The organism is Verrucomicrobiota bacterium (assembly GCA_016200005.1).
Lineage (GTDB): Bacteria > Verrucomicrobiota > Verrucomicrobiia > Limisphaerales > PALSA-1396 > PALSA-1396.
Map to the genome: position 1 here is coordinate 1 of JACQFP010000074.1, position 25,788 is coordinate 25,788.

At 56.6% G+C, this 25,788-nt stretch carries 19 protein-coding genes; 16 read left to right on the top strand and 3 right to left on the bottom strand.

All coding sequences use genetic code 11. The features are described from left to right. From HY298_24130 to HY298_24150, 5 genes are all read left to right on the top strand, one after another. Nucleotides 1–1,905, top strand: a 1,905-nt coding sequence (locus tag HY298_24130) for an MBG-2 domain-containing protein (protein MBI3853347.1), incomplete at its 5' end; no start/stop codon positions are given. Between the two features lie 185 nt (nucleotides 1,906–2,090). Then, entirely contained in the window at nucleotides 2,091–3,056 is a 966-nt protein-coding gene (locus tag HY298_24135) for a glycosyltransferase (protein ID MBI3853348.1), read from the top strand. 37 nt (nucleotides 3,057–3,093) lie between these two features. Then, the gene (gene glnE, locus HY298_24140) at nucleotides 3,094–6,033 is read left to right on the top strand and encodes a bifunctional [glutamate--ammonia ligase]-adenylyl-L-tyrosine phosphorylase/[glutamate--ammonia-ligase] adenylyltransferase (GenBank protein ID MBI3853349.1); all 2,940 of its coding nucleotides are present in this window, start codon (nucleotides 3,094–3,096) and stop codon (nucleotides 6,031–6,033) included. Between the two features lie 1,159 nt (nucleotides 6,034–7,192). After that, entirely contained in the window at nucleotides 7,193–10,546 is a 3,354-nt protein-coding gene (locus tag HY298_24145) for a tandem-95 repeat protein (protein ID MBI3853350.1), read from the top strand. A gap of 316 nt (nucleotides 10,547–10,862) precedes the next feature. Continuing rightward, complete coding sequence (locus HY298_24150) at nucleotides 10,863–11,543, top strand: polysaccharide biosynthesis/export family protein (protein ID MBI3853351.1); 681 nt, start codon at nucleotides 10,863–10,865, stop codon at nucleotides 11,541–11,543. 164 nt (nucleotides 11,544–11,707) lie between these two features. On the opposite strand, the gene HY298_24155 is transcribed toward HY298_24150, so the two are convergent. After that, the gene (locus tag HY298_24155; protein ID MBI3853352.1) at nucleotides 11,708–12,019 is read right to left on the bottom strand and encodes an EthD family reductase; all 312 of its coding nucleotides are present in this window, start codon (nucleotides 12,017–12,019) and stop codon (nucleotides 11,708–11,710) included. A gap of 591 nt (nucleotides 12,020–12,610) precedes the next feature. Here HY298_24155 and HY298_24160 point away from each other — a divergent pair. After that, complete coding sequence (locus HY298_24160) at nucleotides 12,611–13,009, top strand: response regulator (protein ID MBI3853353.1); 399 nt, start codon at nucleotides 12,611–12,613, stop codon at nucleotides 13,007–13,009. Between the two features lie 26 nt (nucleotides 13,010–13,035). Here HY298_24160 and HY298_24165 read toward each other — a convergent pair whose 3' ends face one another. Next, a complete protein-coding gene (locus HY298_24165) occupies nucleotides 13,036–15,495 on the bottom strand; it encodes a hypothetical protein (GenBank protein MBI3853354.1) in 2,460 nt (819 codons plus the stop codon). A 230-nt stretch (nucleotides 15,496–15,725) separates the two neighbouring features. Between HY298_24165 and HY298_24170 the strand changes: the two genes are divergently transcribed. Then, nucleotides 15,726–17,153, top strand: a complete 1,428-nt coding sequence (locus HY298_24170) for a PQQ-binding-like beta-propeller repeat protein (GenBank protein MBI3853355.1) — start codon at nucleotides 15,726–15,728, stop codon at nucleotides 17,151–17,153. 44 nt (nucleotides 17,154–17,197) lie between these two features. Continuing rightward, the gene (locus HY298_24175; protein ID MBI3853356.1) at nucleotides 17,198–18,454 is read left to right on the top strand and encodes a M48 family metallopeptidase; all 1,257 of its coding nucleotides are present in this window, start codon (nucleotides 17,198–17,200) and stop codon (nucleotides 18,452–18,454) included. A 15-nt stretch (nucleotides 18,455–18,469) separates the two neighbouring features. Here the strand turns inward: HY298_24175 and HY298_24180 are convergent, their stop codons facing one another. Next, nucleotides 18,470–18,748, bottom strand: coding sequence for an isoamylase early set domain-containing protein (locus HY298_24180; GenBank protein MBI3853357.1), 279 nt, complete (start codon nucleotides 18,746–18,748; stop codon nucleotides 18,470–18,472). Between the two features lie 225 nt (nucleotides 18,749–18,973). Between HY298_24180 and ccsA the strand changes: the two genes are divergently transcribed. The 8 genes from ccsA (at nucleotide 18,974) to HY298_24220 (ending at nucleotide 25,738) form a co-directional block, all read left to right on the top strand. Next, on the top strand, nucleotides 18,974–19,735 hold the full coding sequence (ccsA, locus tag HY298_24185) for a cytochrome c biogenesis protein CcsA (protein MBI3853358.1): 762 nt from the start codon (nucleotides 18,974–18,976) through the stop codon (nucleotides 19,733–19,735). After that, entirely contained in the window at nucleotides 19,732–20,790 is a 1,059-nt protein-coding gene (locus tag HY298_24190; protein MBI3853359.1) for a glutamyl-tRNA reductase, read from the top strand. Before ccsA ends, HY298_24190 begins: the two co-directional genes overlap by 4 nt. Before the next feature lie 42 nt (nucleotides 20,791–20,832). Then, nucleotides 20,833–21,303, top strand: a complete 471-nt coding sequence (locus HY298_24195; protein MBI3853360.1) for a hypothetical protein — start codon at nucleotides 20,833–20,835, stop codon at nucleotides 21,301–21,303. Nucleotides 21,304–21,423: 120 nt separating this feature from the next. Further along, nucleotides 21,424–22,452, top strand: a complete 1,029-nt coding sequence (gene hemC, locus HY298_24200) for a hydroxymethylbilane synthase (GenBank protein ID MBI3853361.1) — start codon at nucleotides 21,424–21,426, stop codon at nucleotides 22,450–22,452. Nucleotides 22,453–22,457: 5 nt separating this feature from the next. Further along, entirely contained in the window at nucleotides 22,458–23,207 is a 750-nt protein-coding gene (locus HY298_24205) for a type II secretion system protein (GenBank protein MBI3853362.1), read from the top strand. A gap of 27 nt (nucleotides 23,208–23,234) precedes the next feature. Continuing rightward, the gene (locus HY298_24210; GenBank protein ID MBI3853363.1) at nucleotides 23,235–24,077 is read left to right on the top strand and encodes a prepilin-type N-terminal cleavage/methylation domain-containing protein; all 843 of its coding nucleotides are present in this window, start codon (nucleotides 23,235–23,237) and stop codon (nucleotides 24,075–24,077) included. A gap of 38 nt (nucleotides 24,078–24,115) precedes the next feature. Then, entirely contained in the window at nucleotides 24,116–24,934 is an 819-nt protein-coding gene (locus tag HY298_24215; protein MBI3853364.1) for a type II secretion system protein, read from the top strand. Further along, nucleotides 24,935–25,738 (top strand): type II secretion system protein, encoded by an 804-nt coding sequence (locus HY298_24220; protein MBI3853365.1) that lies wholly within the window; start codon nucleotides 24,935–24,937, stop codon nucleotides 25,736–25,738. The last annotated feature ends 50 nt before the right edge of the window (nucleotides 25,739–25,788 follow it).

A 25,788-nucleotide genomic window follows, 5' to 3' on the forward strand; every position in this document is an offset into this window, starting at 1 on the left:
ACCGTGACACTGAGGAATCTGAGTCACACGTGGGCCAGCGACATTGATGTGCTGCTGGTGGGGCCGGGCGGGCAAGGGCAAAAGGCATTGGTCTTATCGGATGCGGGGGATGCGTTTGCGCCGAACAACGTGACGGTGACGCTGTCGGACGCGGCAACCTCGGCGCTGCCGAGCAGCGGATCGTTTGTCTCCGGGACCTACAAGCCGACCGACTACACGGACAGCTCGCCGGGCGGGGACAACTTTCCTGCGCCGGCGCCCGTGGGGCCGTATGCGGGGGCGCTGTCGGCGTTCAACGGGACGGCGCCCAACGGGGCGTGGTCGCTGTATGTGTTTGATGACGGACCGGGTGACTCGGGCAGCTTCGCCGGCGGCTGGAGTCTGACCGTAACGACAATTAGCGCAACGTCCCAAACCCCTGTGATCAATTGGACTAATCCGGCGCCGATCACGTATGGGACACCATTGAACGGAACACAATTGGACGCGACTGCCAGCGTGGCGGGGACATTTGTTTACAGTCCCCCCGCCGGAACGGTTTTGAACGCCGGCAATGGCCAGGTGCTTTCAACCATCTTCACACCAACTGATACTCAGAACTACACTTCAGCAACGAACACAATTTCGATCGACGTGCAAAAGTCCCCGTTAACGGTAGCGGCCAACAACACTAACAAAACGTATGGTGACACGGTAACGTTCACCGGGACGCAGTTCAGCACGGGCGGATTGATCAATGGCGACACGGTGACAAACGTGACATTGACAAGCGCCGGAGTGGCGGGCACGGTGCCGGTGAGCGGTTCACCCTATTCCATCGTGCCCAGCGCAGCGGCGGGTATGGGTCTGAATAATTACTCGATCACCTACTCCAACGGGATGTTAACAGTCAATCAGAAGGCTGCGAGCCTGACGGCCAACAACACCAACAAGACGTATGGTGACACAGTGACGTTCACCGGGACGGAATTCAGCGCGAGCGGATTGATCAATGGCGACACGGTGACGAATGTGACCTTGACGAGCGCCGGCGCAGCGGCGGTGGCGACCGTGAGCGGTTCACCCTATGCCGTCGTGCCCAGTGCCGCGATGGGAAATGGGTTAGACAATTACAACATTGATTACACGAATGGAACACATACGGTGAACCCGGCTGTATTGGTGATTCGTGGCAAGGACGCGAGCCGTGCGTATGGGATGACCAACCCCGTGTTCAGCGTGAGCTACACAGGTTTCGTGAACGGGGAAGACAGCAACGCGCTGGGCGGCGTGCTGGTCATTGACTCGCCGGCGAGCACCAACAGTGTGGCAGGCACTTATCCGATCATTCCTAGTGGGCTAACCTCCACCAACTACGCAATCACTTTTAGCAACGGGATATTGACAGTTATTCCGGCAAATACCCCGCCGACGCTTGCGCCGATTTCCAACCTTGTCCTCAACGCCGGGCAGATTCTTTCATTCACCAACTTTGCCAGTGATACGGACGTTCCCCCGCAAACACTGACCTTCAGCCTGCTCAATTTTCCCTCGGGCGCGACGCTCGACCCCACCAGCGGTGTCTTTATCTGGCGTCCCGCTGTGGTGCAAGCGGCCACGACAAACCTGATCCAGCTCAGCGTTTCGGACAATGGTTCACCAGTGATGAGCGCAACCCAGAGCTTCACCGCGACTGTGAACACTCTTACGCCACCGTCAGTGACGCCCATGGATGTGACCAACAACCAACTCAAGCTCCTGATCACCGGTGACGCCGGGCCGGACTATACGTTGCAGAGCTCGACCGATTTCACCACTTGGTCGAACCTCTTCACCACGAACTCGCCTGTGCCGCCGTTTACATGGACCTTCACCAACACCGACGGTTTTTCCCAACAGTTCTTCCGTATCATGCTCGGGCCGTAATTTGCGCGAAGCCTGACCCGGTTTCGTCTTCTTGACGCGCGAAATTCATCGACTGGAGAATGCTTCGCGCTGTCAGCGAAACTGGCGGCGATCCTTCTTCAGCTTCCACAATAAAAGCGACATCAGGATGGATGGTGGCCTACTTTCGACTTTGAACTTTGGAGTTTGAACTTTAGTTTGCTGCCGTGAGCGACCCTTTGCCGAGCGTTACCGTCATCATCGCGGCGCGGCCTGATCAGGCAGAAACCCAGGCGGTGCCGTCGGCCCGTGCGCTGGATTACCCGCCGGCCAAGCTTGAAATTCTCATCGCCCGCGGCAAACAGCCTTCTGTGCAGCGCAATACCGCCCTGCGCGCCGCACGCGGCGAGTTGATTTACTTTTTAGACGACGATTCGGTCGCCCAAGCCGACAACCTGCGCCGCGCTGTGGCGCATTTCCGCGACCCGAAAGTGCAAATCGTCGGCGGGCCGAATCTATGTCCAGCGGACGCGCCGGCGCTGGAACAGGTTTTTGCGCTGGTACTCGGAAGCTGGCTCGCGTTCGGCCCGAGCCGCGCCCGTTATACGCCGGTCGGAGCGTTGCGCGAGACGAGCGAGAAGGAATTGATTCTTTGCAACCAACTCGCGCGCCGGGAAACGATGCTCAAATACGGCGGCTTCAACGAAGCGCTCTATCCGAACGAGGAAAACGCCTTGATGGATGACATCCAAAAGCACGGGGGAAAACTTCTCTACGACCCGGAACTGCGTGTCTATCGCCGTCCGCGCCGGACGCTGAGCGCATTCGCCAAGATGTTGAGGACTTATGGTCGGGGTCGGGCAGAGCAGTTTCGCGTGAACCCGACGTTAGGCTCGGCGCTGAACTTTGTGCCCCCTTTATTCTTGGTTTATCTACTCGCGCTGCCACCGTTGGTTTGCTTGATCGGGCGATTCGCACTGATCCCGCTGGCGCTTTATGCGCTGGTCGTGTTGCTGCAAGGCCTCGCCGTCGTGCCGCGCGGCGGAATTGTACGAAGCGCCGGTGCGTTGCCGCTGATTGTCTTGACGCACGTCCTCTATGGTTTCGGTTTTTGGCGCGGATTGTTCACGAGATTGGGCACGAGGGGCCAAAAATCGCTTACGGAAGTAACACTCGAGAGCATTCCGACTTAATTATTCCGCGTTATCAGGTTGTGCTGAATCTTTGCGCATGAAAAATCCGGTGTGGTCTCAAGCCATCAAAGCCTGTGCTGACCCACCACGCGCTCGCTACCACTTGGAACAGTTGTTGGCCACGAGCGCCGCCGGTCAACTGAAGTCCGCTTCCGCCGAACAGGCCGGCGTTCTCGCTGCTTTATTGAGCGGTTCGCAAGCGCTCGCGGCTTTGCTGATCGCCAATCCAGATTGGGTTTCGTCGCTCCTGCCGGAAGTTTTGAAACATCCCCGGCGGGAACAAGGATTGCGCCGCGAGGTGAATGGTTGGCTGCTGCCATTGATGGCGGCGCGCGATTTCGATGCGGCCTTCGCCCAACTCCGTCGCTTCAAACAGCGCCAGATGATGCGCATCGCGGCGCGGGACCTCGCCCGATTGGGAACTGTTTCGGAAATCACACGCGAAATCTCCGACGTTGCCGACGTTTGCCTTGATACCGTCTGGCAACTTTGCCGCCAGCAACTGAGTGAGCGCCTGGGACTGCCTTATCATCAGGACGCCGATGGCAATTGGCTGCCGACGGGGTTCTGTGTTCTGGGATTGGGCAAACTGGGCGGGCAGGAACTCAATTACAGTTCGGATGTGGATGTCATTTTTGTTTATGCCGAGGAAGGACATGTCTTCAAAGAACCGCCGTTGAAAGATCAACAAACCGGTCGCGGGTTGACGAATCACCAATTCTTCAAACGGCTGGCGGAGATGTTTATCGCTGAAGTGACGCGCATGACCTCGGAAGGGACTTTGTATCGCATCGATTTGCGGCTGCGACCCGAGGGGGATGCGGGGCCGTTGGTTCGTTCGCTGGCCGGTTATGAAAATTATTATTCGCAGTGGGGACAAACCTGGGAGCGCATGATGCTGATCAAGGCGCGGCGCGTGGCAGGCGATGAGGCGTTGGCGGCGGAATTTCTGGAGATGATTCAATCGTTCCGTTATCCGCGCTCGCTTCGGGAAGGGATTCTCAAAGAGGTGGCCGCCATGAAAGACCGCATCGAAAACGAAGTGGTCAAAGCCGGAGAGATCGATCGCAACGTCAAACTCGGTCGCGGCGGCATTCGCGAAATTGAATTCAGCGTGCAGACTCTCCAATTGCTCAACGGCGGAAAAATTCCATTTCTCCAAGGCGCCCAAACGCTCCCCGCGCTGGAAAAGCTGGTGCAATACGGACTGATGGCTGCCGAGGAGGCGAAGTCGTTGACTGAGGCTTATTGTTTCCTGCGCGACGTGGAGCATCGTTTGCAGATGGAAGACAATCTCCAGACCCACACCATTCCCACCACCCGGCCCGCCCGGGAACGTCTGGCGGCGTTGATGGGATTCGGCTCACTGAAAACGTTTGAAGCTGCGCTCCAGGCGCACACGCGCAATGTGCGTCGGGTTTACGATAAAATTTTGAGGGCCGACGGGCCGGCGAGCCAACCGGCGTTTCCCTTGCAGTTCGATGTCGCCGAAACCGGATGGGAAAAATTGCTCGCGGAGCATTCATTCAGGAATGTCGAGGCCGCCATCCGCTTGCTCAAGGAGTTTGCCCAGGGTCCCGGTTACGCGCACGTCTCGCCGCGCACGGTTGAACTGGCCCGCCAGCTTCTGCCTCGCTTGTTCGCCCTTTGCCCGCGACGAGCTGATCAGGCAGAAGATGTGGCCCGGGTGTCCCAATCCCTTTCTGATCCAGATCGTGTGCTCACCCGACTCGACAGTTTCATCACGGCTTACGGCGCGCGCGCCACATTGTTTGAAACCTGGGCCAGTAATCCGTCGCTCTTTGAACTGATGCTGCTGTTATTCGACCGATCAGAATTTCTTGCCGAAAGCGCCATTCGCACGCCGGATTTGGTGGATGAACTGGTTCTCAGCGGTCGCCTGCGCCAACGGAAAACGGCTGAAGAAACTTTGAAAGACTTGCGCCTCGGTCAGGCGGACAAAGATCAGCGCCTCTGGTTGCGACGGTATCATCAAGCGGAACTCATGCGCATCGGGCTTCGGGATATTCTGGGTTTGGCTGATTTCGAGCAGAACCTCACTGAGCTTTCAGCGCTCGCCGATGCGTGCCTTCAATATGCGCTCGAAGTCGCTCTTCAGAAAAACAATTTGAAGTCGCCGCCACTGGTCATTGTTGGGCTGGGAAAACTCGGCGGCGTGGAACTCAATTATGGTTCTGACCTGGACATTTGTTTTGTCGCGGACTCCAAAACGAGGAACTTGCCGAAACTTCAGCGCCTGGCCATCGAGGTAATGGATTTGCTTTCCAGCCCGACCGAGTTGGGCGTGGCGTTTATCACAGACGCCCGGCTTCGGCCTGACGGTGAAAAAGGATTACTCGTCAACACGCTGCAGGCTTATGAAGAATATTACCGTCAACGCGCCCGCCTGTGGGAGATCCAGTCGCTCACACGGACGCGGCCCATCGCTGGGGATCTTGCTTTGGGTGGGCAGTTTGAGAGATTGTCGGCGTCGCTTACGAACTTTAGCCAACCGAGTCTGCCGCTGGCTGCATACACACCGGCGTGGAAACAGGAAATTCATCGCATGCGGCAGCGAATCGAGAAGGACCGCACGCCCGCGGGACAGGATGTGTTGGCCATAAAAACGGGCAAGGGCGGATTGATGGACGCGGAATTTATCGCGCAGACACTTTGCCTCGCGCATGGCTGGCAGGAAGCCAACACCCTTTCGGCTCTGCGAAAGGCTGGTGACGTATCAGTGCTGAATTCATGCGACGCCGAAAAAATCGCCGAGAATTACCGATTGCTCAGGCGGGTCGAAGGAATCTTGCGCCGCTGGAGTTACGAAGGTGAAACTGTGTTGCCTACCGATGGTGCGGCGCTCTATCGCGTGGCCGTTCGCTGTGGCTTTCCCAACGCCCGTCACTTAATGAATGCCATTGCCAAATACCGCCAGGCCATCCGGGAAGTTTATCTTATAGTTTTTGATGCATGAGTATCGTAACCGAATACGGCTTTCTCAAACGGCAGTCGATCGTGTTTGTTTTGGTGGGAAGCAGAGTAAAGGATTCACGCGGTACAGACAGATTAACAGGTGCCCATTTTGAGTTGAGCAAGTTTGGCAGAGTTTCAAACAACCTGTTGGAAACCTCACACCAAGGGAAACGGCGGTGTTACCAAACTGGGGGCCAAGCGCTTTTCTGGGCGGTGGGCTGGACTCCGAAATGGAACCCTTTCTCGTCCTGATAACCAAGCGGCACTTGCTTCTCCATTATGGCACGCAACTTCGCCATGATGCCCGCAAGCAGTATAGATACAGCGATGATGTTTATGGACGTTTTCGTCATGCCTTGTACGGAGCATCGGTGATGCCAAGCGAATCATCTCAATATTTTGAGAAATCAGCGCTGGAAAGTGTCCAGATTCAGTAAATCTTGTTTAATTGTGGGACAAAGACCGATCCCGCTGAAGATGGGTCCAGACCCGAACCACGCTAACGGCTGCATGCCGAATCCGAAGGCGGAACGGTTGACGAGAGGAAAAAGGAGTTTTGGTAGGAAACTTCATACGACAGGTGTTCGAATCCACACGAAAACATGCCGCGGTGGGCGCCAAAATTCCGATGCAGACAATCGCCACGCATACCTGTCTGGATTCACTCCGCGCAATTGATGACCGGGACATGGCGGTTACGCGTGTCGAGTCCGCGCTCCGCCCCGCCTGCGCATCAGCTTCTACTCGCCATAAGTTTTGCTCAACTCGACGTTCATGTCACAACACGAATCCCGGTCTTGTCTGCTGACGAGGCTGTGCCCCTATAGTGTGCATTCATTGGGTCACTAGTATCCCATCTTTAGTCAATCTGATGTTGACGAACTTCAATTGGACGAGATCAACAGACGCATTACATCCATAGACTTTTGAGATTCGTCCCGTGGCCGTAAGTCGCTGTGCAATAGTTCATTCAACCTGATGCAGCCAGATTGAGTTAAAGAGGACTATTACTGACGGCAACCTTTCTGCTTTCGTTGCCAAGCATGATGAGAATGTGGAAAGAAAGGAGTCGAAAGCTGACTTCAAGAATACGAATCGCAGTTTTGAGTGTCGTTGCAGTCTGGACTTTGGTTTGCGCGCCAGCGTGGGCCAGTCAAAGTGTGACTCTGGCTTGGGACCCCAGCACGGACCCCGACGTCGCCGGTTACAAGATCTACTATGGCGTAGTGAGCCGGACCTACACCAACATGGTTGATGTCGGCAACGCAACGAACGTAACCATTTCCGGCCTGATTGAAGGCACAACCTACTACTTCGCAGCCACGGCGTATAACGCCTTGGGTATGGAAAGTGATTTTTCAAATGAGACATCTTATAGCGTTCCGACCAGTGCCGTGAACAATTCACCCACCTTGAACGCTCTGTCCAACCTGACCATTTCTGAAGATGCTCCACTTCAGACCATCAACCTGACGGGGATCAGTTCCGGCGCCAGCAACGAAGTGCAGACCCTCACCGTCAGCGCCACCTCCAGCAATCCGAGCCTCATCCCCAATCCCACGGTCAACTACACCAGCCCCAACGCTACCGGCACTTTGACCTTCACGCCCGTGTTCAATGCCAACGGCACGGCCGACATTAGCGTCACGGTGAATGACGGCGGCACGACCAACAATACCTTTACGCGCACCTTCACTGTTAGCGTCAATGCCGTCAACGACCCGCCGACGTTGACCGCCCTGTCCAACGTCACCATCTCTGAAGACGCCGCACTCCAGACCGTCAACCTAGCCGGCATCAGTTCCGGCGCCAGCAACGAAGTGCAGACCCTCACCGTCACTGCCACTTCCAGCAATCCAAGCCTCATCCCCAATCCCACGGTCATCTACACCAGCCCCAACGCCACCGGCAGTTTGACCTTCATGCCCGCAGCCAACGCCACCGGCTCGGCCGTCGTCACCGTCACGGTGGATGACGGTGGTGCGACCAACAACACGGTGAGCCGCACTTTTACTGTCACCGTTAATGCCGTCAACGATCCGCCCACGCTCGATCCGCTCACCAACCTGACGATCAACGAAGATGCCGGTCTGCAAACCGTCAGCCTGTCCGGCATCAGTTCGGGCGCGGCCAATGAATCGCAGACTCTCACCGTCACCGCCACCTCCAGCAATCCGGGTCTCATTCCCAACCCAACGGTCACCTACACCACCCCCAACGCGACTGGCAGTCTCGCCTTCACTCCCGTAGCCAATGCCAACGGCATCGCCACCCTCACGGTTACCGTCAATGACGGCCAGGCCACCAGCAACACCGTCACCCGCACCTTCACGGTCACCGTCAATGCGGTCAACGACTCGCCGACTTTGAACGCCCTGTCCAACCTGACCATTTCTGAGGATGCTCCACTCCAGACCATCAACCTGACGGGGATCAGTTCCGGCGCCAGCAACGAAGTGCAGGCCCTCACCCTCACCGCCATCTCCAGCAATCCGGGTCTCATCCCCAACCCGACAGTCAACTACACCAGTCCCAACGCCACCGGCAATTTGACGTTCACACCCGCTGCCAATGCCAATGGCTTGGCCACTGTCACTGTCACCGTCAACGACGGTCAGGCCAGTAGCAATACGGTCTCGCGCAGCTTCACCGTCACCGTCAATGCCGTGAACGACACGCCCACGCTCAACCCGCTCAACAATCTGACGGTCAACAAAAATGCTGGCTTGCAGACCATCAACCTGGCCGGCATCAGTTCGGGCGCCGCCAACGAATCGCAAACCCTCACCGTCACCGCCATCTCCAGCAATCCAAGTCTCATCCCCAACCCGACGGTCACTTACACCACTCCCAACGCCACCGGTAGCCTGACCTTCACCCCCGTGGCCAACGCCGTCGGCAGCGCCACCCTCACCGTCACCGTCAACGACGGTGGCACGAGCAACAACGTGGCAGTGCGCACGTTTACCGTGACGGTCAACCAGCCACCGACTATCACAGCCATTCCGAAGCAAATCATTGCCACCAATACGAACACGGGAGCGATACTTTTTAGCATCGGCGATCTCGAAACACCGGCCTCCAATCTGGTGGTGTGGGCCACCTCCTCAGCACCGACGCTGATTCCCACCAACAATATCGTTTTTGGTGGCAATGACAGTAATCGCACTGTGACGATCACGCCTTTGCTCAACCAGAACGGCAATGCGGACATCACGATCACGGTCAGCGACGGTATCGCAACCGCCAGCACAACCTTCCAAGTCAGCGTGCTGGCGCCTCCCTCACCGCCGTCGATGCTCACCATCGTTACGAATGGAGGCGGATCGGTTACGCCCGCCATGAGCTCGCAAGACCTGGTGCTCGGACAGACCTACACGTTCACGGCCGTTCCTGCCACCGGCCAAAGATTCGCCGGTTGGAGCGGAAGTCTTTCCTCCTCGTCGCCAACCGTCACATTTGTGTTGACCTCAAACTTCGTGCTCCAGGCCAACTTTGTTCCAAGCTCATTGACGCCAGCCAAGAATCGCTACAGTGGTCTGTTCTACGAAAACGATGAAGTGCGCCAGAATAGCGCGGGATTCCTCACACTCGCAACCACGACCCGCGGTACCTATTCCGGCCGCCTCCAGATGGGCGCCAACCGCTACGCCTTCAGCGGCCAGCTTAATCTCCAAGGCCAGGCCACCAACCACATCCTGCGCCCGACCGCAAATCCCCTGACCGTGGAATTGCAAATCGGCACCGGCAGCCAGGCCGATCAAGTCTTTGGCCGCGTCACCGACGGGACGTGGGTGTCGCCCCTGCTCGGCAACCGGGACGTGTTCAGCTCCCGAACCAACCCGGCACCGTACGCCGGCAGCTACACTCTGCGCATCCCGGGTCAGGACAATAATCCGTCTGTCCCAACGGGTGACGGTTTCGGCACCGTGCGGGTCGATACCAAAGGCCGCGCGAAATTTGTGGGCGTTCTGGCCGACGGCACGAAAGTCAGCCAAAGTGTGTCCGTCTCCAGGCACGGCCTCTGGCCGTTGTATGTGGCGCTCTACTCCGGCCAAGGCTCGGCGGTAAGCTGGTTGACCTTCACCAATCAGCCCAACAGCGACTTGAGTGGCGCGTTCAGTTGGATCAAACCTGCCGGGATTGCGCCTTATTATCCGAATGGTTTTAGCCATGAGTGTCAGGCCGTTGGCTCCTTGTTCGTCGCGCCCGTTGGGATTACGCAACACATCCTGAATTTGACGGATGCCTCGGTGCTGTTCAGCGGTGGAAACCTCGCTGCGGACTTCACCAACCTGGTGACACTGGAACAGAACAGCCGGGTCAGCAATCGCAGCAGCAATCCGCTAACCATGAGCTTCTCTCTTACCACCGGTACGTTCAAAGGTACCGCCGTGGATCCCGCGAGTGGCGCGTCCTTGAAATTCAGCGGCGTGGTGTTGCAGAAAGTCAACGCCGGTTGCGGCTTCCTGCTCGGAACCAGCCAAAGCAGCCGGGTCGTGCTCGCGCCGTGAGTCAAGCGACCGGACCCGCGATCAAATTTATCCAGCCGCACAGGGCACAACATCGGGAACGCGTGGTCGGTGTTATGGCTTCATTGTTCACCCCAGGCTGTCATTGGATTTGCGGCGCTGGCTGGGTGACCTCGAAAAAGCCTGACAAAATCTTTCCCGCTCACCGCCGGCTTGAAAAATGAAATGTGCCCCGTGAAAACGGCTTTGACTTGCTGGCCGGCGACGATGTAGAGTCGTCCATGGTTGGCTGCGAAAAGAAATACAATCTCGCAGCCTCCGGTTTCAAACCACATAAACAACCCAACCCACGCCAACCATGCCAAAGAATTTAACGACAGAGGTGAGCGGCGAGCAAACGTCGGGAAGTAATGGCCGTTGCCTGTGGCAACTGCCGCGGCTGAATTTTGCACTGATGTTGGTGATTTTGCTGGCCGTGGCCGGTTGTCAGACTCAGACGCCCCAGGTCAACGAATTTGGAGAAAAAACTTCGAGTCATTCCGAAGCCGTGGTCTTGCGTGAAGGTGACGTTTTAAAGATCTCCTTCCCCGGCGCTCCGAACCTCAATACCACTCAACCGATCCGACGCGACGGCAAGATAAACTTGCCGTTGGTCGGGGAAATAAACGCGGTGGGCATGACTCCCGCCCAATTGGAGAAGGAGCTGGTGAAATTGTATTCCACACAATTGACCACCAAGGAGGTCAACGTTGCCGTAGAATCCTCAATCTTCTCGGTGTTTATCACCGGCGCGGTGGTGAAGCCGGGTAAAATCTCCTCCAACCGTCCGCTCACAGCCCTCGAAGCCATCATGGAGGCCGGTGGGTTTGATTATACAAAAGCCAACCTGAAAGCCGTGAAGGTGATCCGGAACGAAGGCGGCCAGGTAAAAAACTTCACCTTGAACCTCAAGCTCGTGATGAGCGGGAAGGAAACCGAGCCGTTTTTTCTGAAACCTTCCGACATCGTGTTTGTCCCGGAACGTTTTGTCTGGTTCTGATCGACGGCCGGCCTGCGAAAGCATTTGCGTCCCCAAAGTCCTTTGAAAAGTGGCGGCCAACGTAAGCAGGCTTGGTTCGGATTTGGGACTTTGGCTTTCCGACTTTGTAGCAAGGAGTCTCGTGACCTCCGCGCCTGCGAAAACTTGGATTGTCGAACGGGCGGCTAAATGACCTCGTCGATTTCCGTCCAGAGGAAGGTGACGCCGCCGCTGGCGAACTTCGGCACGTCCGCAACCGCCGCCCGGCCTTCCGGCGTCGCCAGGATCGCTTCCATCGCCGCGCGGCTTTCCGCGTAGAGATCGGCGATGTAATAATACGGCGACGGTTTGCCGTCGGGCATGCCCGTCACCTTGCCAATCGTCCATTTCTTCAATCCCTTCATCTTGCGGGCGATCGGGACATGGACCTCGTGATAATATTTGTCAAAGGCGGCGGGGTCTTTCGGATGTCCGTATAAAACCAACAATCTCGTCATAACATTTCCTTCCATTTAATTCCGGGAAACCTCGGCTACTGAAGCACCCCCGAACCTTGGCGCCCACTTTAAAAGCCCTTCCACGGAATTCAACAGGCTTGATGAAACATTTTCAAATCGATTCCTGCGGACCGTCACGCGCGCGTTCCACAACCGTCGGTGCTCACGTCGGACGGGGCACATCGCGTCGGGCATCTCGCATCGCGCAATGAATGGAGCGGCGATACAGGCGCCGACCCGGTTCGCGCGTCTGGCCTGACTTGACAACCGCCCGCGCCAAGGCAAACCCCGCTGCCACCAAGGACGACGCGCACCATGACTTCGCATTTATTGGCCCGCGCTGTGAATTCCAGGCTCCAACAACGCCGGGGAAGTCGCATGGCGATTGCCAGAGTTGAATTGGTGAGATGCTCCAACGACCAGTATCCAGAGAATCTCCAATCAACCAACTTCTACCGGGCAGAAAATTGATTCCGTGTGGACGTTGAAGCTTGGCGTTTCTTTGGATGTTGGTGCTTGGAGATTGGTGCTTTTGCAAAGCTTGCTTATTCTCCAGACAGGTGCATAACGTTGCCCGGCACCCCGCTGCTTATGGAACCGGAACCAAGCAGGCTCCAAAAAAGGCGCGTCCTGGTCGTGGACGACGACGCGGAATTGTCGCAGATTTTCCAACACCTGCTTGAGGCGTACCAGTACGAAGTCATCACCGCGGCCAACGGCGCGCTCGCGCTCAAACAGATCGTCGCCCAGGACGTGGACGCCATTCTCTGTGACCTCAAAATGCCCGAACTCGAGGGCGACTTGTTTTACGGTGCGGTTGAGCGCATCAAACCGCATCTTTGCAGCCGTTTCATTTTCATCACCGGCGCGGCGGACGACCCCAAGTATCGCAAGTTTCTCAGCGAGGTGAAGTCGCCGGTGCTCCGCAAACCGGTGGAGTCGGCCAATCTGCTTGAGACCCTGCGCCGTCTGCTGGAGCCGCAGCCTTGAGCAAAGACCACTCCGCCGAACGACCGTCACTGCCAGGGTACGGACAAACCAAGTTCCTCCGGCTTTTTTAGAACATAATAGAGGTCGAACCGGTTGATCCCTTTGCCTCCCGGAGCATCGTTGAGATAGATTTTGGCGGTGAAACTGTTCGCTTGGGAGGGTTGCTCGATGACGAACTGGTGCAAGGGGCGCGATTCGATGTCCTGCGGGATGACGCAAAGCGGCATTTTCGGCAACGGCCGGAGCACCTTGCACTCCTTGATTTCGGGACCGTCCCACCGCAGGTGCTCGATGTGCCATTGGCTGGCATTGACCGAGAGAATATCCTGTCCATCAATCGCTCCGTCGAAATGCAGAAACTTCACGGCCTCGCTGGCGTGGTCGAGCAAGACCTGGCGATATTTCTCCTGCTGCTGGAGGATGGTATTCTCGATCACTTTGCGCGTCGGCGCCTTCGCCAACCTGCTTTCAGCCCGCGCCCGATCCTCAATCATCTCCTTCACGTTGCGCGCCAGTTGATCAACTCCGAAAAGTTGATAGTCAAACCCGGGGGCATGGACAAACTCGTCACGCGCAGCCGAAAGCTGTTCGTAGAGATTCCGAAGCGCCTCTCGCTTTTCTTCGCTCGGGATTTCGCGATATGCGAAGAAGGCAAACGCCGTCTTCACATAGAGATTATTCACGCGAATCAGCAGCCGGGTCATGCGCAAGGCATTCTCGACTTCCCGCGCCAGGACGGCGTTTTGGATTTTGGGTTTGACCGCTAAATACAGCGATTCCATCTCGGCAGCTTTCGCCAGTCCGCGATCGAGATACGAATAGGTTTCAGCCTGCCACGGCTTGCATTGCAACCAGATGTCTTGCAGAAAATCGAGATGTTCCTTGCCGCCGTCGATTTCGGGGTAACCAGCGGCGGGGAAAGTAGCCACGCGCATCTGGAGCAGCGAGTTGAACTGCCCGTAGGAAACCGGTTCGATGTGCAATCCGTATTTGTAAGCGGTCGGCGAAAGCAGATAGATTTGCGCCAGGCCTTCGGCCGCTTCGGCCCCAAAATGGATGGCGCAGAAATCCCGCGCGATTTGCCGGATGTCCTCGTCGGGGTCCCAGGACAACCGCCAGAGGACATACGCCGCGACGCTTTGGGAATCCCAGCCGGCCGGATCGGGACCGGCCCGGTAGCCGCTACCACGAATATTGTTTTGGGGATTCTTCAGGAAGAGTTGCAGTCCCGCTTGATAGTATTGTCCGGCGAAGGTTGGGAAGAGATGCGCGCTCGACGACTCGTAATAGTTCATGGTCTCAAAACCCACCAGTGTCCGGTGCGGAGTCTGATTGAACGTCGGATTATACGGTTGAAACCACCAGCGATCCGCGGCGGTCAGTTTTGGAATCAAGAACAGGTTCGTCACCGGGACCGCCGCCGTGAATATCTTTCGAAATACGTCCGGTTGATTGTGTTGCTCGAAGGAAACCAGGCTCCAGGTGAAATGAAAATAGGTTTTGTGAAATTCGTTCACCGCCACGTCATAGACCTTTTGCACAAAAGTGCGGAAACGCAGGTCGAGCGGCCACGAGCACTCCGGCGGATCGTGCATCACATCGAAACTCCGATAGTTGTCCCAAAACCCGGACAGGTCGTCGTTGCAAAGCTCGACGCCATCCAGTTCGGGCAGGGCCTGAAAGAGTTTCCGGAACTTTGCCTGCACCGCGTCCCAGAATGCCGGATCGCACGGAGACAAACTCGCGCCAAACTCCTTGAGCAGATCGGGGTGGTACGTGAATTCATTGGCGAAGCTGAAATATTTCAGGTGCAGAGAGTGCGCGTAGCGGATGAGTTCGCGGGCACGGGCGCGGTTTTTCTCATTCTGACTCCGTTCGGGTTCCGCCGACCACGGAACCATATCGAGGATGGCCGGCCCGGAAACCCAGTTCAGACCATAACGCAGGGCGTTGCGCATTTCCTCCCGCGTGTCGCCATCGCCTCCCGAACGGCCCCAGGCCAGGCTGATGCGATTCTCGAGCACGGGTTGTCTGCGAACCTGAATATCTGGCAGCGACCGCTCAACGCGAAGCCGGTCCCAAATCCAATACAACCCATGGACTTCGCCGACGATGCTGCCTCCGGTGACGATCATCACCTTATGGCCATCGAGATTCCGAGTGATGATGTGATAGCCTTGAGGGTGGGTGATACCCGCCAGCCCCAATCCGCTCGCCAGCATGGAAGTCTGTTCGTTCTGCGTCGCATCTCCGACGAGGATGCAGTTTCGCTCCGGCTTCTGTTGGTCGTCTTTGATCTCGAAGCTCACCCCGCAAGCAGTCCCAGCCTGCTTCAAATCTTCGATGGCCACCCGGATCGCCTCATCCTGCTGAAGCTGGCGAGCGAGAATAATGTCCCATTGCGCCGCCGGAGCGCCGGCAGTGACCACGCAAGCGAGAAGGGTCGATGCCAGTAGAGTGACAAATTGCCTGCCATGAATTCGCATAAGCGACGGCGATTCCCAATACTCGCGGTCGAGGGTCGGGAGAACGAGGACGGCCCCTCGCCGCGCAAAGGCGCAGTCAAGCGAAGGATGTAAGCGGCCTCGTCAAATTTTGCAACCTTGATTCAGACGATAGCAGCGCAGTTTTCAAAACAGGAATGTTCATTCAGAATATTTTCCGGCTACGATAAAAAGACTCGCTGTCGGATACTATAAGCGGTTCAGTTAGGCGAATGAAATTAACTTTTTCCGTTCTCTTGCTGCTTTGGATTTCGTCAGTCGAACAACCGGTGTTGGGCGAGTCGCGCTGGCCGCAGTTTCGCGGTGCCAACGCCGAAGGCGTGGCGGAAGGGAAACCGCCAGTCGAGTTCGGACCAGCCACAAATCTTCTGTGGCAGACGGCGTTGCCGGCGGGTCATTCCTCTCCATGCATCTGGGGCGATCACATTTTTCTGACCGCGTTGGACGGCCAGAAACTGGAAACGATCTCTCTTCAACGGCGCACTGGTAATATCCTATGGCGAAGCACGGCGCCGGCGGAACAGATCGAGAAGTCACACCCGACAGGGAGTCCAGCCGCTTCAACGGCGGCCACGGACGGACGAAACGTCTATGTCTATTTCGGTTCGTTCGGATTGCTATGTTACGATTTCAAAGGAAAGGAACTTTGGCGCAAGTCGCTGCCGATGCCGGTCACGGGTTACGGCTCCGGCAGTTCGCCAGTAGTGGCCGGAAAACGGCTGTTGCTCAACTTCGATCAGGATGGCGGCTCGTTTCTGTTGGCCGTGGATGCGCGTTCCGGCAAGACGCTCTGGAAAACCGAGCGGCCGGGGTTCGTCCGTGGGTTTGCCACGCCGCTGGTGCTTGAGCAGGGAGGCAAAGGAGCGGTCGTCGTGGCCGGTAACAACCGCGTCGTGTCCTATGATTTGAAAGATGGAAGTGAGAAATGGTCGGCGCGCGGTTTGCCGGGATACGATGTCTGTCCCACACCGGTAAGTGGTGACGGGTTGGTTTTCGTCGCGGGTCTGGGCAACCCCGCTTTGCCAGGGTCCATCACGCTGCCTTCCTTTGCCGAATACAGCGCGACGGCAGACAAGAACAAAGATGGCAAAATCACATTGGAGGAAATGCCATCCGGGCCGCTCAAAAGTAATTTTGGTATCCTCGATCCCAACCACGACGGCGCCATCACCGCCGATGAATGGGCAGCGGCGGCCAAGAATTTTGCGCACGGCGAGAACTCACTTTTTGCCGTTCGTCCCGGAGGCCACGGTGACGTTACCGACTCGCAGGTCGTCTGGAAACAAAAGCGCGGGGTGCCGCGTATCTCTTCGCCTTTGTTTTATCGCGAGCGAATCTATGTGGTCAAAGACGGCGGCATTCTCTCCTGTTTCAACGCGAAGGACGGAACTCCCGTGTGGCAGGAGGAGCGCGTGGGCGCAGAAGGGGATTATTACGCGTCGCCCGTCGCCGCCGACGGAAAGATATACGTCGCCTCGAAACGCGGTGCCGTATCGGTGGTCGAGGCGGGTGAGACTTTGAATGTGATCGCCCGAAACAATCTTGGCGAAGAAATCATGGCTACGCCCGCGATTGTTGGGGACACGCTTTACGTGCGGACAGCAAATCATCTTTACGCCTTTGGCCAGGCGAAGCGTTGAGTTGCGATGGGTGTCCTGCCACGCAAGTCAGCAACGGCGACGAAATGAATCCAACTTCCGTTGTTGCGGGAATCGTTCTGGCGTTGGTCCTCGCCAAATGGGGAATGGAACTCTGGCTCGCCTGGCTTAACCAACGCCACGTTCGGGCAAATGCCGGCGCGGTGCCTGCGGCCTGCAAAGAGACGGTGGACGCGAACACCTACGCCCGGTCCGTGGAATATACACTGGCCAAGAACAGGCTGAATCAGATTGAAACCAGCTACGACACCGCGGTGCTGCTGCTGGTGCTCTTCAGCGGATTGCTGCCATGGGGTTTCAACTCATCTGTTCATCGGTTGGGCGAATCGGCCTGGGCAATGGCGGCATTTCTTTTTGTGGCCGGAATTGCGCTGGCGCTACCCGGACTTCCCTTCGACTGGTATGCGCAGTTCCGGCTGGAGGAGCGGTTCGGATTCAACACCACCACGGCGAAACTTTGGTGGAGCGACAGACTGAAAGCCCTGCTGCTCGCCCTGGCGCTGGGTTATCCGCTGCTCGCGCTGATCCTAAAAATCGTCGAGTGGACGGGAGCGGCGTGGTGGTGGTGGGCGTGGGGTTGCGTGCTCGCTTTTCAATTGTTGATGGTGGTTTTGGCGCCTGTCCTCATCCTGCCGTTGTTCAACAAGTTCACCGCGCTGCCGGAAGGAAGTTTGCGGGAACGGCTGCTCGCGTTAGCCAGGCGAACGGGTTTCCGCGCGAAAGGCCTTCAGGTGATGGACGGCAGCAAACGGTCGCGCCACTCGAACGCCTTCTTCACCGGCTTCGGGCGTTACCGGAAAATTGTGCTGTTTGACACGCTGATTCAACAGTTGGGCGAGCCAGAACTGGAAGCGGTGCTGGCGCACGAGATCGGGCACTACAAGAAAAGGCACATCCCGAAAATGCTCGGATGGTCGGCGGTGAGTTCACTCGCAGGACTTTACCTGGTGGCGTGGCTGGCGATGCAGGATTGGTTTTATCGCGCGTTCGGTTTTGAACCTGGCAACGTCACGCCCGCGCTGTTGTTGTTTGCACTACTCGCGGGCACGGTGACGTTCTGGTTTTCGCCGCTGGCGCACTGGTGGTCGCGGCGTTACGAATATCAGGCCGACGCCTACGCTGCCGCCGCGATGGGTGAAACGATTTCCCTGATTGGCGCGTTGCGAAAACTAAACGCCAAGAATCTGAGCAACCTCACTCCACACCCATTCTATAGTGGCTTCTATTATTCCCACCCGACCTTACTGGAACGCGAGCAAGCGCTCCGCCACGCGGCTGCCTGAATCAAAGCGACCGCATCAATTTACGACGCGAACGCAATTCTGCGAGCCACAGCCGTTGGGCACGCGCGTTGGACAATCGGGATCGTCACGCCATTGGCCGTCCACCAGCAGTCGATACTCATAAGCGCCCGGCTGCAATGTGAGCGTGGTTTTCCACAAACCATTTTTTTGCCTTTTCAAACTGACGGGAGCGCGGTCCCAATCGGTGAAGTTTCCCGCGAGGAGAACGTTTTGGGCCTCCGGCGCGAATAGAGTGAAGGCCACCTTGTGCCTGTCCAAAATTTGTTTTGCCATAGTCAACCCTTTCTCTTTGTGAGCGACCGGCGCGATTACCGGTCAGCACAGGCTTAACCTGATACTCTCTGGCATTCTGTCAAGAACCAAGTCGGAAGGAGCGGCGCCGGGGCGTTGGCTCGAATTGTGGCTTGCAGCCGCCTTGGTCTGGATTAACCTCATGCTGTGACTTGGTTCACCGACCGATATTTCTTTGGGCTGGCCGTTGTTATCTACGGCCTCAGCGTGGTCTATTCGGTTTTCCTGTGGCGCAAAGGCTTTCGGCAGGACAATCGCGTGAATTATTTCCTGCTCCTGCTCGCGTTTGCCTTTCACACCGTGGCCATGGTCAAACGCGGGTTCTCGCTCGATCGGTGTCCGGTCAACAATCTTTACGAAGCCACCACGTTCATCGCGTGGACCATCGTGGCGACGTATCTCGTGTTCGGCGTCTGGTCGCGGCTGCGTTTCCTGGGCGCGTTTGCGTCGCCAGTGCTGTTCGCCATGGGTGTGTTCGCGTTGATGCCGGGATTGGATGAACACGGGCCGACACCGCAATTCGGCGGCGGACTCTTCAGTCTGCACGTCGCGCTCTTCGCCTTGGCCTACGGTGCGATCGGCCTGAGTTCGGCGGCGGGGTTGATGTATCTCACACAGGAACATGATCTCAAGTTTCACAAGCTGCGCGCCATCCTCTCCGTGCTGCCGTCGATTCAACGCCTGGAATTGGTCACCGGCCGACTGTTGCTTAGCGGTTTCATTTTGATGACGAGTGCGTTGATCGTCAGCGCGCTCTGGTTCAAGCAGGAAAAAGGCGTCTATTTCAGCGGCGATCCCAAAATCCTTTGGTCCGTTTTGGTCTGGTTGCTTTGCCTGGTGCTTGTCGTCCTGCGCTGGAAATTTGCGCAAGGCGGCCGGCGATTCGCCTGGGGTGCCATTGCGATTTTCATTTTTGTGCTGCTGACGTTTTGGGGATCGAGCATGTGGTCGCCCATTCACCGCCAATGAGCATCGTCGTCATCGGCTTGAGCCATCATTCTTCACCAGTCACGGTGCGGGAGCGGTTTGCCTTTGGCGAGGCGCGAATTCCCGCCACGCTCCAACTGCTGCGGGACGCGAGCATCGCCGAGGAAGCGGTGATTCTTTCCACCTGCAACCGCGTGGAGATTTACGCCGCCACATCCCTTGAACCACACAATGCTTTTCGCGAGCTTCAAGAATTCCTCATCACCTGTCACGATTACCGCGATCCACTGACCGACGAAATCTACAAGTTGAGCGAGCCGCAGAGTCTCGAACATCTGTTCAAGGTTGCCTGCGGTCTCGACTCGATGGTGCTGGGCGAAACAGAAATCCTCGGCCAGCTCAAACACGCATACGACCTCGCGCTCCAGCATCGACACACGGGCAGTCGCTTGAACAAGGCGTTTCAACGCGCCTTCAATGTCGCCAAACAAGTCCGCACCGAAACTAACATCCAGCGCGGAAGCGTGTCCGTCGGCTCGGCCGCGGTGGAACTGGCGGAGAAAATCTTCAACTCGTTGGGGGATCGGCAGGTGATGGTCATTGGCGCCGGCGATACAAGCGAGAAAACCGCGCGCGCGTTGCTCAGCCGCGGCGCGCAGAGCATCCTTGTCTCCAATCGTTCGCACGACCGCGCTGTGGCGCTGGCTACGGAACTCGGTGGACGCGCGGTGCAGTTCGAGGACTGGGCCAAGGAGTTTGACAAGATCGACATCGTCATCAGCAGCACTGCCGCGCCGCATTACATTCTCGACCGCGCCAAACTGGAGCCACTGATGAAGCTGCGTCGAAACCGTCCACTGCTGCTTATCGACATCGCCGTGCCACGCGACATCGAACCGGAGGTCAACTTCCTGGACAACGTTTACCTTTACAACATCGACGACCTCCAGGCCATTGCCGACGATTACCTGAAACAAAGAAAAGACGAAATTGCTTGTTGCGAACAAATCATCCGGGAAAAAGTTAAATCTTTGCTGGGACAACATTCCGTGGCCACCGTGCCATCCAGTTCACGTCCGGTATTCGGTCACAAATAACGAATTTGGAACTCAGGAAATCAGGAATCAGATTGAAGACGAATGAAAATGTTGAATGAGATGAGCTATAAAGAATTTGGGAGCCTTAGATTCCTAAACTTTTTTCCAAAGACAGAGTATTACTCAGAAGACAGAATCGGTGGACTCGAGTGTGGGATAGGCTTGGCTTGCACTGAAGGATACGGGCCGACCTACTTTGCAAGTCCCCTCGGAAGTAATATGCAAACCGCAGAGATATGCCTAGATTTTTACAATCGATGCCCTGAATCTGAAGCCCAGACTTTGTTGAAACAATTGGGCTTGGAGTTGCGGAAAGGGATGAATTACGAGAAAATCAAAGAACTTCTGGGTACACCAGTTGAGGATATTCCAACTTACTTAGGATATGTCGTCGGTCAGAGATGGAAATATTATTTAGGATGTTACATCGACGCGCAGGAGGGATTGATTCAGGTCTTGATCACCAGAAAGGATTTGGCTGACGACCATGCGCGGCGAGAGGACGAGAGATAATCGAATCGAGAACGCGATTAGTCGTGAAATGCTTGGCAGAGCAGGATTTGGAGCCATGCAACTAATTGAGCAAAAGCTACGAACTTTCACCGAAAAAGTATTTAAACACGCAGGAGTCAAATGCCAGCCGACCGCCCCATCTTCATCGCCACGCGCGGCAGCGCTCTAGCGCTCGCGCAAGCCAACGCCGTGCTCGCTCAATGCCGCAAAGCGTTTCCCAAGTTGAGTTTTGAAATCAAGATCATCAAAACCACCGGCGACAAATTGCAGACCGCGTCGATGGCCAAGGAAGGCGAATCGTTGCCCAAAGGACTTTTCACCAAGGAACTCGAAGTGGCGCTGATCAAACAGCAGGCCGATCTTGCCGTTCACAGTCTCAAGGATTTGCCCACCGATCTGCCGGCGGGACTCACGCTTGGTGCCGTCGGCAAGCGCGCCGATGTTCGCGACGTGCTCATTTATCGCGACGCGGACTTTCTGAACTCTCAACTCTCAACTCTCAACTCTCAACCGCTGGAATGGACTCCCGGCCAATCCGAACGGCGCGGCTTCAAACCAAAACTCGCGATCAAGGATTTTCCACCGGGTGCAACCGTCGCCACCAGTAGTACGCGACGCAAGGCGCAGTTGCTGGCGCAACGAGCCGACCTCAACATTGTGGAGATTCGGGGCAACGTCGTCACCCGGTTGTTGAAGCTGTCGGAACGCGCGGAGTTGGATGCCACGGTGCTGGCGGCGGCGGGATTGGCGCGGCTGGATTTTCTCATCAGCGCCGATGGCCGATTGACTGGCGATGCCGTTCCCGATGGCCTGCTCGCCACGATTCTTGAGCCGGAGGTGATGCTGCCTTGTGTGGGGCAGGGCGCGATCGGAATTGAAATCCGCGAGAACGACGAGCGCATCGCGACCATCTGCGAGCGGCTGAATCATTTCAACACGCAGCAATGCGTGATTGCGGAGCGCGCCTTTCTTCGGGCGATGGGTGGCGGCTGTCAAAGTCCGGTGGGGGCGTACGCTGAGTTCGTGGGCAACCAAATCCGGATGCGCGCTGTTTCGTTTCGCGATGGCACAGTTCGCCGTGGCGAAGCAAAACGTGCAGTGAAGGAAGCCGTGGCGCTCGGAGAATCGTTGGCGGAGGAATTGATGTGATCGACATGAATCAGCCTGACAACCACGAGTGGAAGGTGAAACGATCCTTCGAGAAACACAGGAGCGCTTTCACGCTCATCGAACTGCTCGTGGTCATCGCCATCATCGCGATCCTCGCCGGGTTGTTGCTGCCCGCCCTCGCCAAAGCGAAACAGAAGGCGCAACTGGCCAATTGCCTCTCCAACTTGAAGCAGTTGGGATTCACCTTGGCGATGTACACCGGCGATAACCGGGAGCAGTTCCCCTACTCCGGTCGCGGCTGGCCGCAGATGGGGTTCGTGGACCTGTTGAAGCTGTTCGACCCTTACATCAGCACGAACAACCGCGCGTTTTTCCTTTGTCCCTCCGACCGCGGACGTGGATTCAACATCGAATGGGTCATCAAGAACGGTAGCAGCGTCGGGATTTCCACCAACCAATTGCTGTTCCCGTGCTCCTACTATTACTACTTTCAATTCTATAATGACGACTCCGGCAGCGCGCTGAAGTTGCGCCGGGTCCAGGAAGTCCGCTATCCAACGAAGAAGGCCATCTCGCCCTGCTTTGCCAGCACACCCAAGATGGTTTATGACGTGACGCTGGATTCGCCGACCGGCGGGCACGGAACAAAGGGCATGTCGCTGCTGTTCGTGGATGGACATTCGCAGTTCGCGCGTTATTCCGATTTGAACTACACGTTCTTGAACGGCAGCCAGAAGATTTACAACCTGGACTGGACGGCCGGCGGATTGTCGGGCGCTGACTTGACGAGATAACCGGTCGCGAGCAAAGTAGCTCAAACCATGAACCCGACCCTACCCAACGGCGGTCGTGATCGCTTGTCGCCCGCATCCAAATGTCAGCCGCTTCACCGCGCTGCGTTCACCCTCATTGAACTGCTGGTGGTCATCGCGATCATTGCAATTCTCGCCGGGCTGTTGTTGCCCGCGCTGGCCAAGGCCAAGATGCGGGCGCACACGGCCAAATGTTCCTCGAACATGAAAAACTGGGGTCTCGCCACCATCATGTATCAAAGCGACTATGACGACCGGCTGCCTTACATGGCCGATGATTATGTGTTCACGCTGCCGTTTTTGTTTCAGAAGCTCGCGCCGTACGTGGCGAAAGCGACGCAGGCGGGCACGAATTTTGGATCGGCAGAAGTTTTCAACTGGGACCTCCGCCGATGTCCGGGCGGCAGCTATGCGCCACCACCATTCGCCACCACAAGCTGGTCTTCTTGGAATTGCTGGATTGGTGCCCATTTTGGGACCTTTAGAACGCCGATCAGTGGTCCGTTTTATTATGGCGATCCTAGAGACCCAAATAATAAGCCCCTGAAATCGTTGCGCATAAGAAAGCCGGCTGACGCCATGATCTTCATGGACACCCTGACACACTACGTTTACTCCCCGGCGGACCCGGCCTATCAGTTCGATACGGACAAAGATCACGATGGGAAGGTGGACTCGCATGAGGGTGCCGATAGCGGTTTCGCGTACAATGATGGTCGGCCCACGGTTCATAACAACGGTGACAATGTCACGCTGCTGGATGGCCACGTGGAGTGGGTTTCTTTTAAGAAGCTGTGGCAGGTTGATCGCAACCGAAAGGTCGTCCACTCGTTTTGGTATCTGGAAGATTAAGCAACCGCCTCCCGGCTCATCGAGAAAAATCTGTTGTTATGCCAGACCTTGAATTCAGACGAAGGCGGGCCAGAGCAGGCGAAGGTTTTACGCTCATCGAATTGTTGGTGGTTATTGCCATCATCGCGATTCTGGCAGGGTTGTTGTTACCCGCCTTGAGCAAAGCGAAAGCCAAAGCGCAGACAGCCAAGTGCTCTTCAAACATGAAGAACTGGGGCCTCGCTACAGTCATGTATTTGGGAGATTACAATGACAGACTTCCGCCATTCGGAGATAACTCGCAGAATTACACCATGGATTTTTGGCATATGAAACTGGCTCCGTACGTGGCCAAGCGGACACAACAAGGAGTGCAGTTCGGCGACACGGAGGCCTACACCAACGAACTGCGCAAGTGTCCTGGCGGGAGCTACTCCGCACCTGCATTCCTCAAAGTGAGTTGGAGTCCAACCCTCTGGAATTGCTGGATTGGGGCGAATTTCGGAGCTTACGGCAACGTTTCCGGAGACCCTTTGAGTGGCCCATTCTACTATATTGACTACGTTCCTTCGTTGAAGGCGTCTCGCATCAGGAAGCCCGATGATGCCATGACCTTCATGGACACGATCACCCACTATGTTTACTCTCCGGTTTATCCGGGCTACCATTTCACACTCGACCTTGATCGTGACGGGGTGAAGGACACCATGCCGCAATATCCCGACTGGCCGTTCAATTTTGGCCGACCTACCGTTCACAATAACGGCTGCAACGTGACACTGCTGGATGGCCACGTGGAGTGGGTGTCGTTCAAGAAACTTTGGCAAGTTGACAAGGCGAATAAAGTCGTCCACTCATTCTGGTATCTGGAGGATTGAATGCCAGCCATTGATTTCAAACGAGTGCCAATAAGAGTTCGCAGCGGATTCACGCTTATCGAACTGCTGGTGGTGATTGCGATCATCGCGATTCTGGCCGGGCTGCTATTACCCGCCTTGAGCAAAGCCAAGGCCAAGGCCCAGGCGATCAAGTGCACTTCGAACATGAGACAGTGGGGACTCGCCACCGTCATGTATCTGTCCGACAACCAAGATACGCTCCCGCTCTTTGGCGACGTGTTCCCGCCCACGCCAACCATGACGTATTGGTTTCAGAAGGTCGCGCCCTACATTACGAAGGCGGCAGACGCCAGTCCCACCAGCTCGGAGTCCTATAGCTCGGAATCACGCAAATGCCCGGGTGGCAATATCGGGCCGCCGCCGCTCTCGCGTCGCACGATGGCTGAATTCAATACCTGGAATTGCTGGGTCGGCGTCTATTATGGCGCTTTCGGAAGCCCGCTCACCGGCCCGTTCTATTACGGCGGCCAGGTCAAACCTTTGAAGGCCACGCGCGTCAAAAAGCCCGTCGATGCCATGATGTACATGGACACCGTAACGCACTATGTTTACTCCCCACTGGTCTGGAGTTTCGACCGTGATCTCACTGGCGACAAGATGATGGACACCAGCGATGGTGTTTACGCCGGTGAGCATTCATTCAACAACGGCCGGCCCACGGTCCACAACAACGGCGCCAACGTCACGCTGCTGGATGGACATGCCGAGCGTGTGCCCTTCAAGAAACTCTGGGAATGGCGCAACAACAAGATCGTCCACTCGTTCTGGTATATGGAGGATTGAGCGGTCGGCGTCCGCCAATTGCCAAGACTCCTTCCACACGCACGGGACGC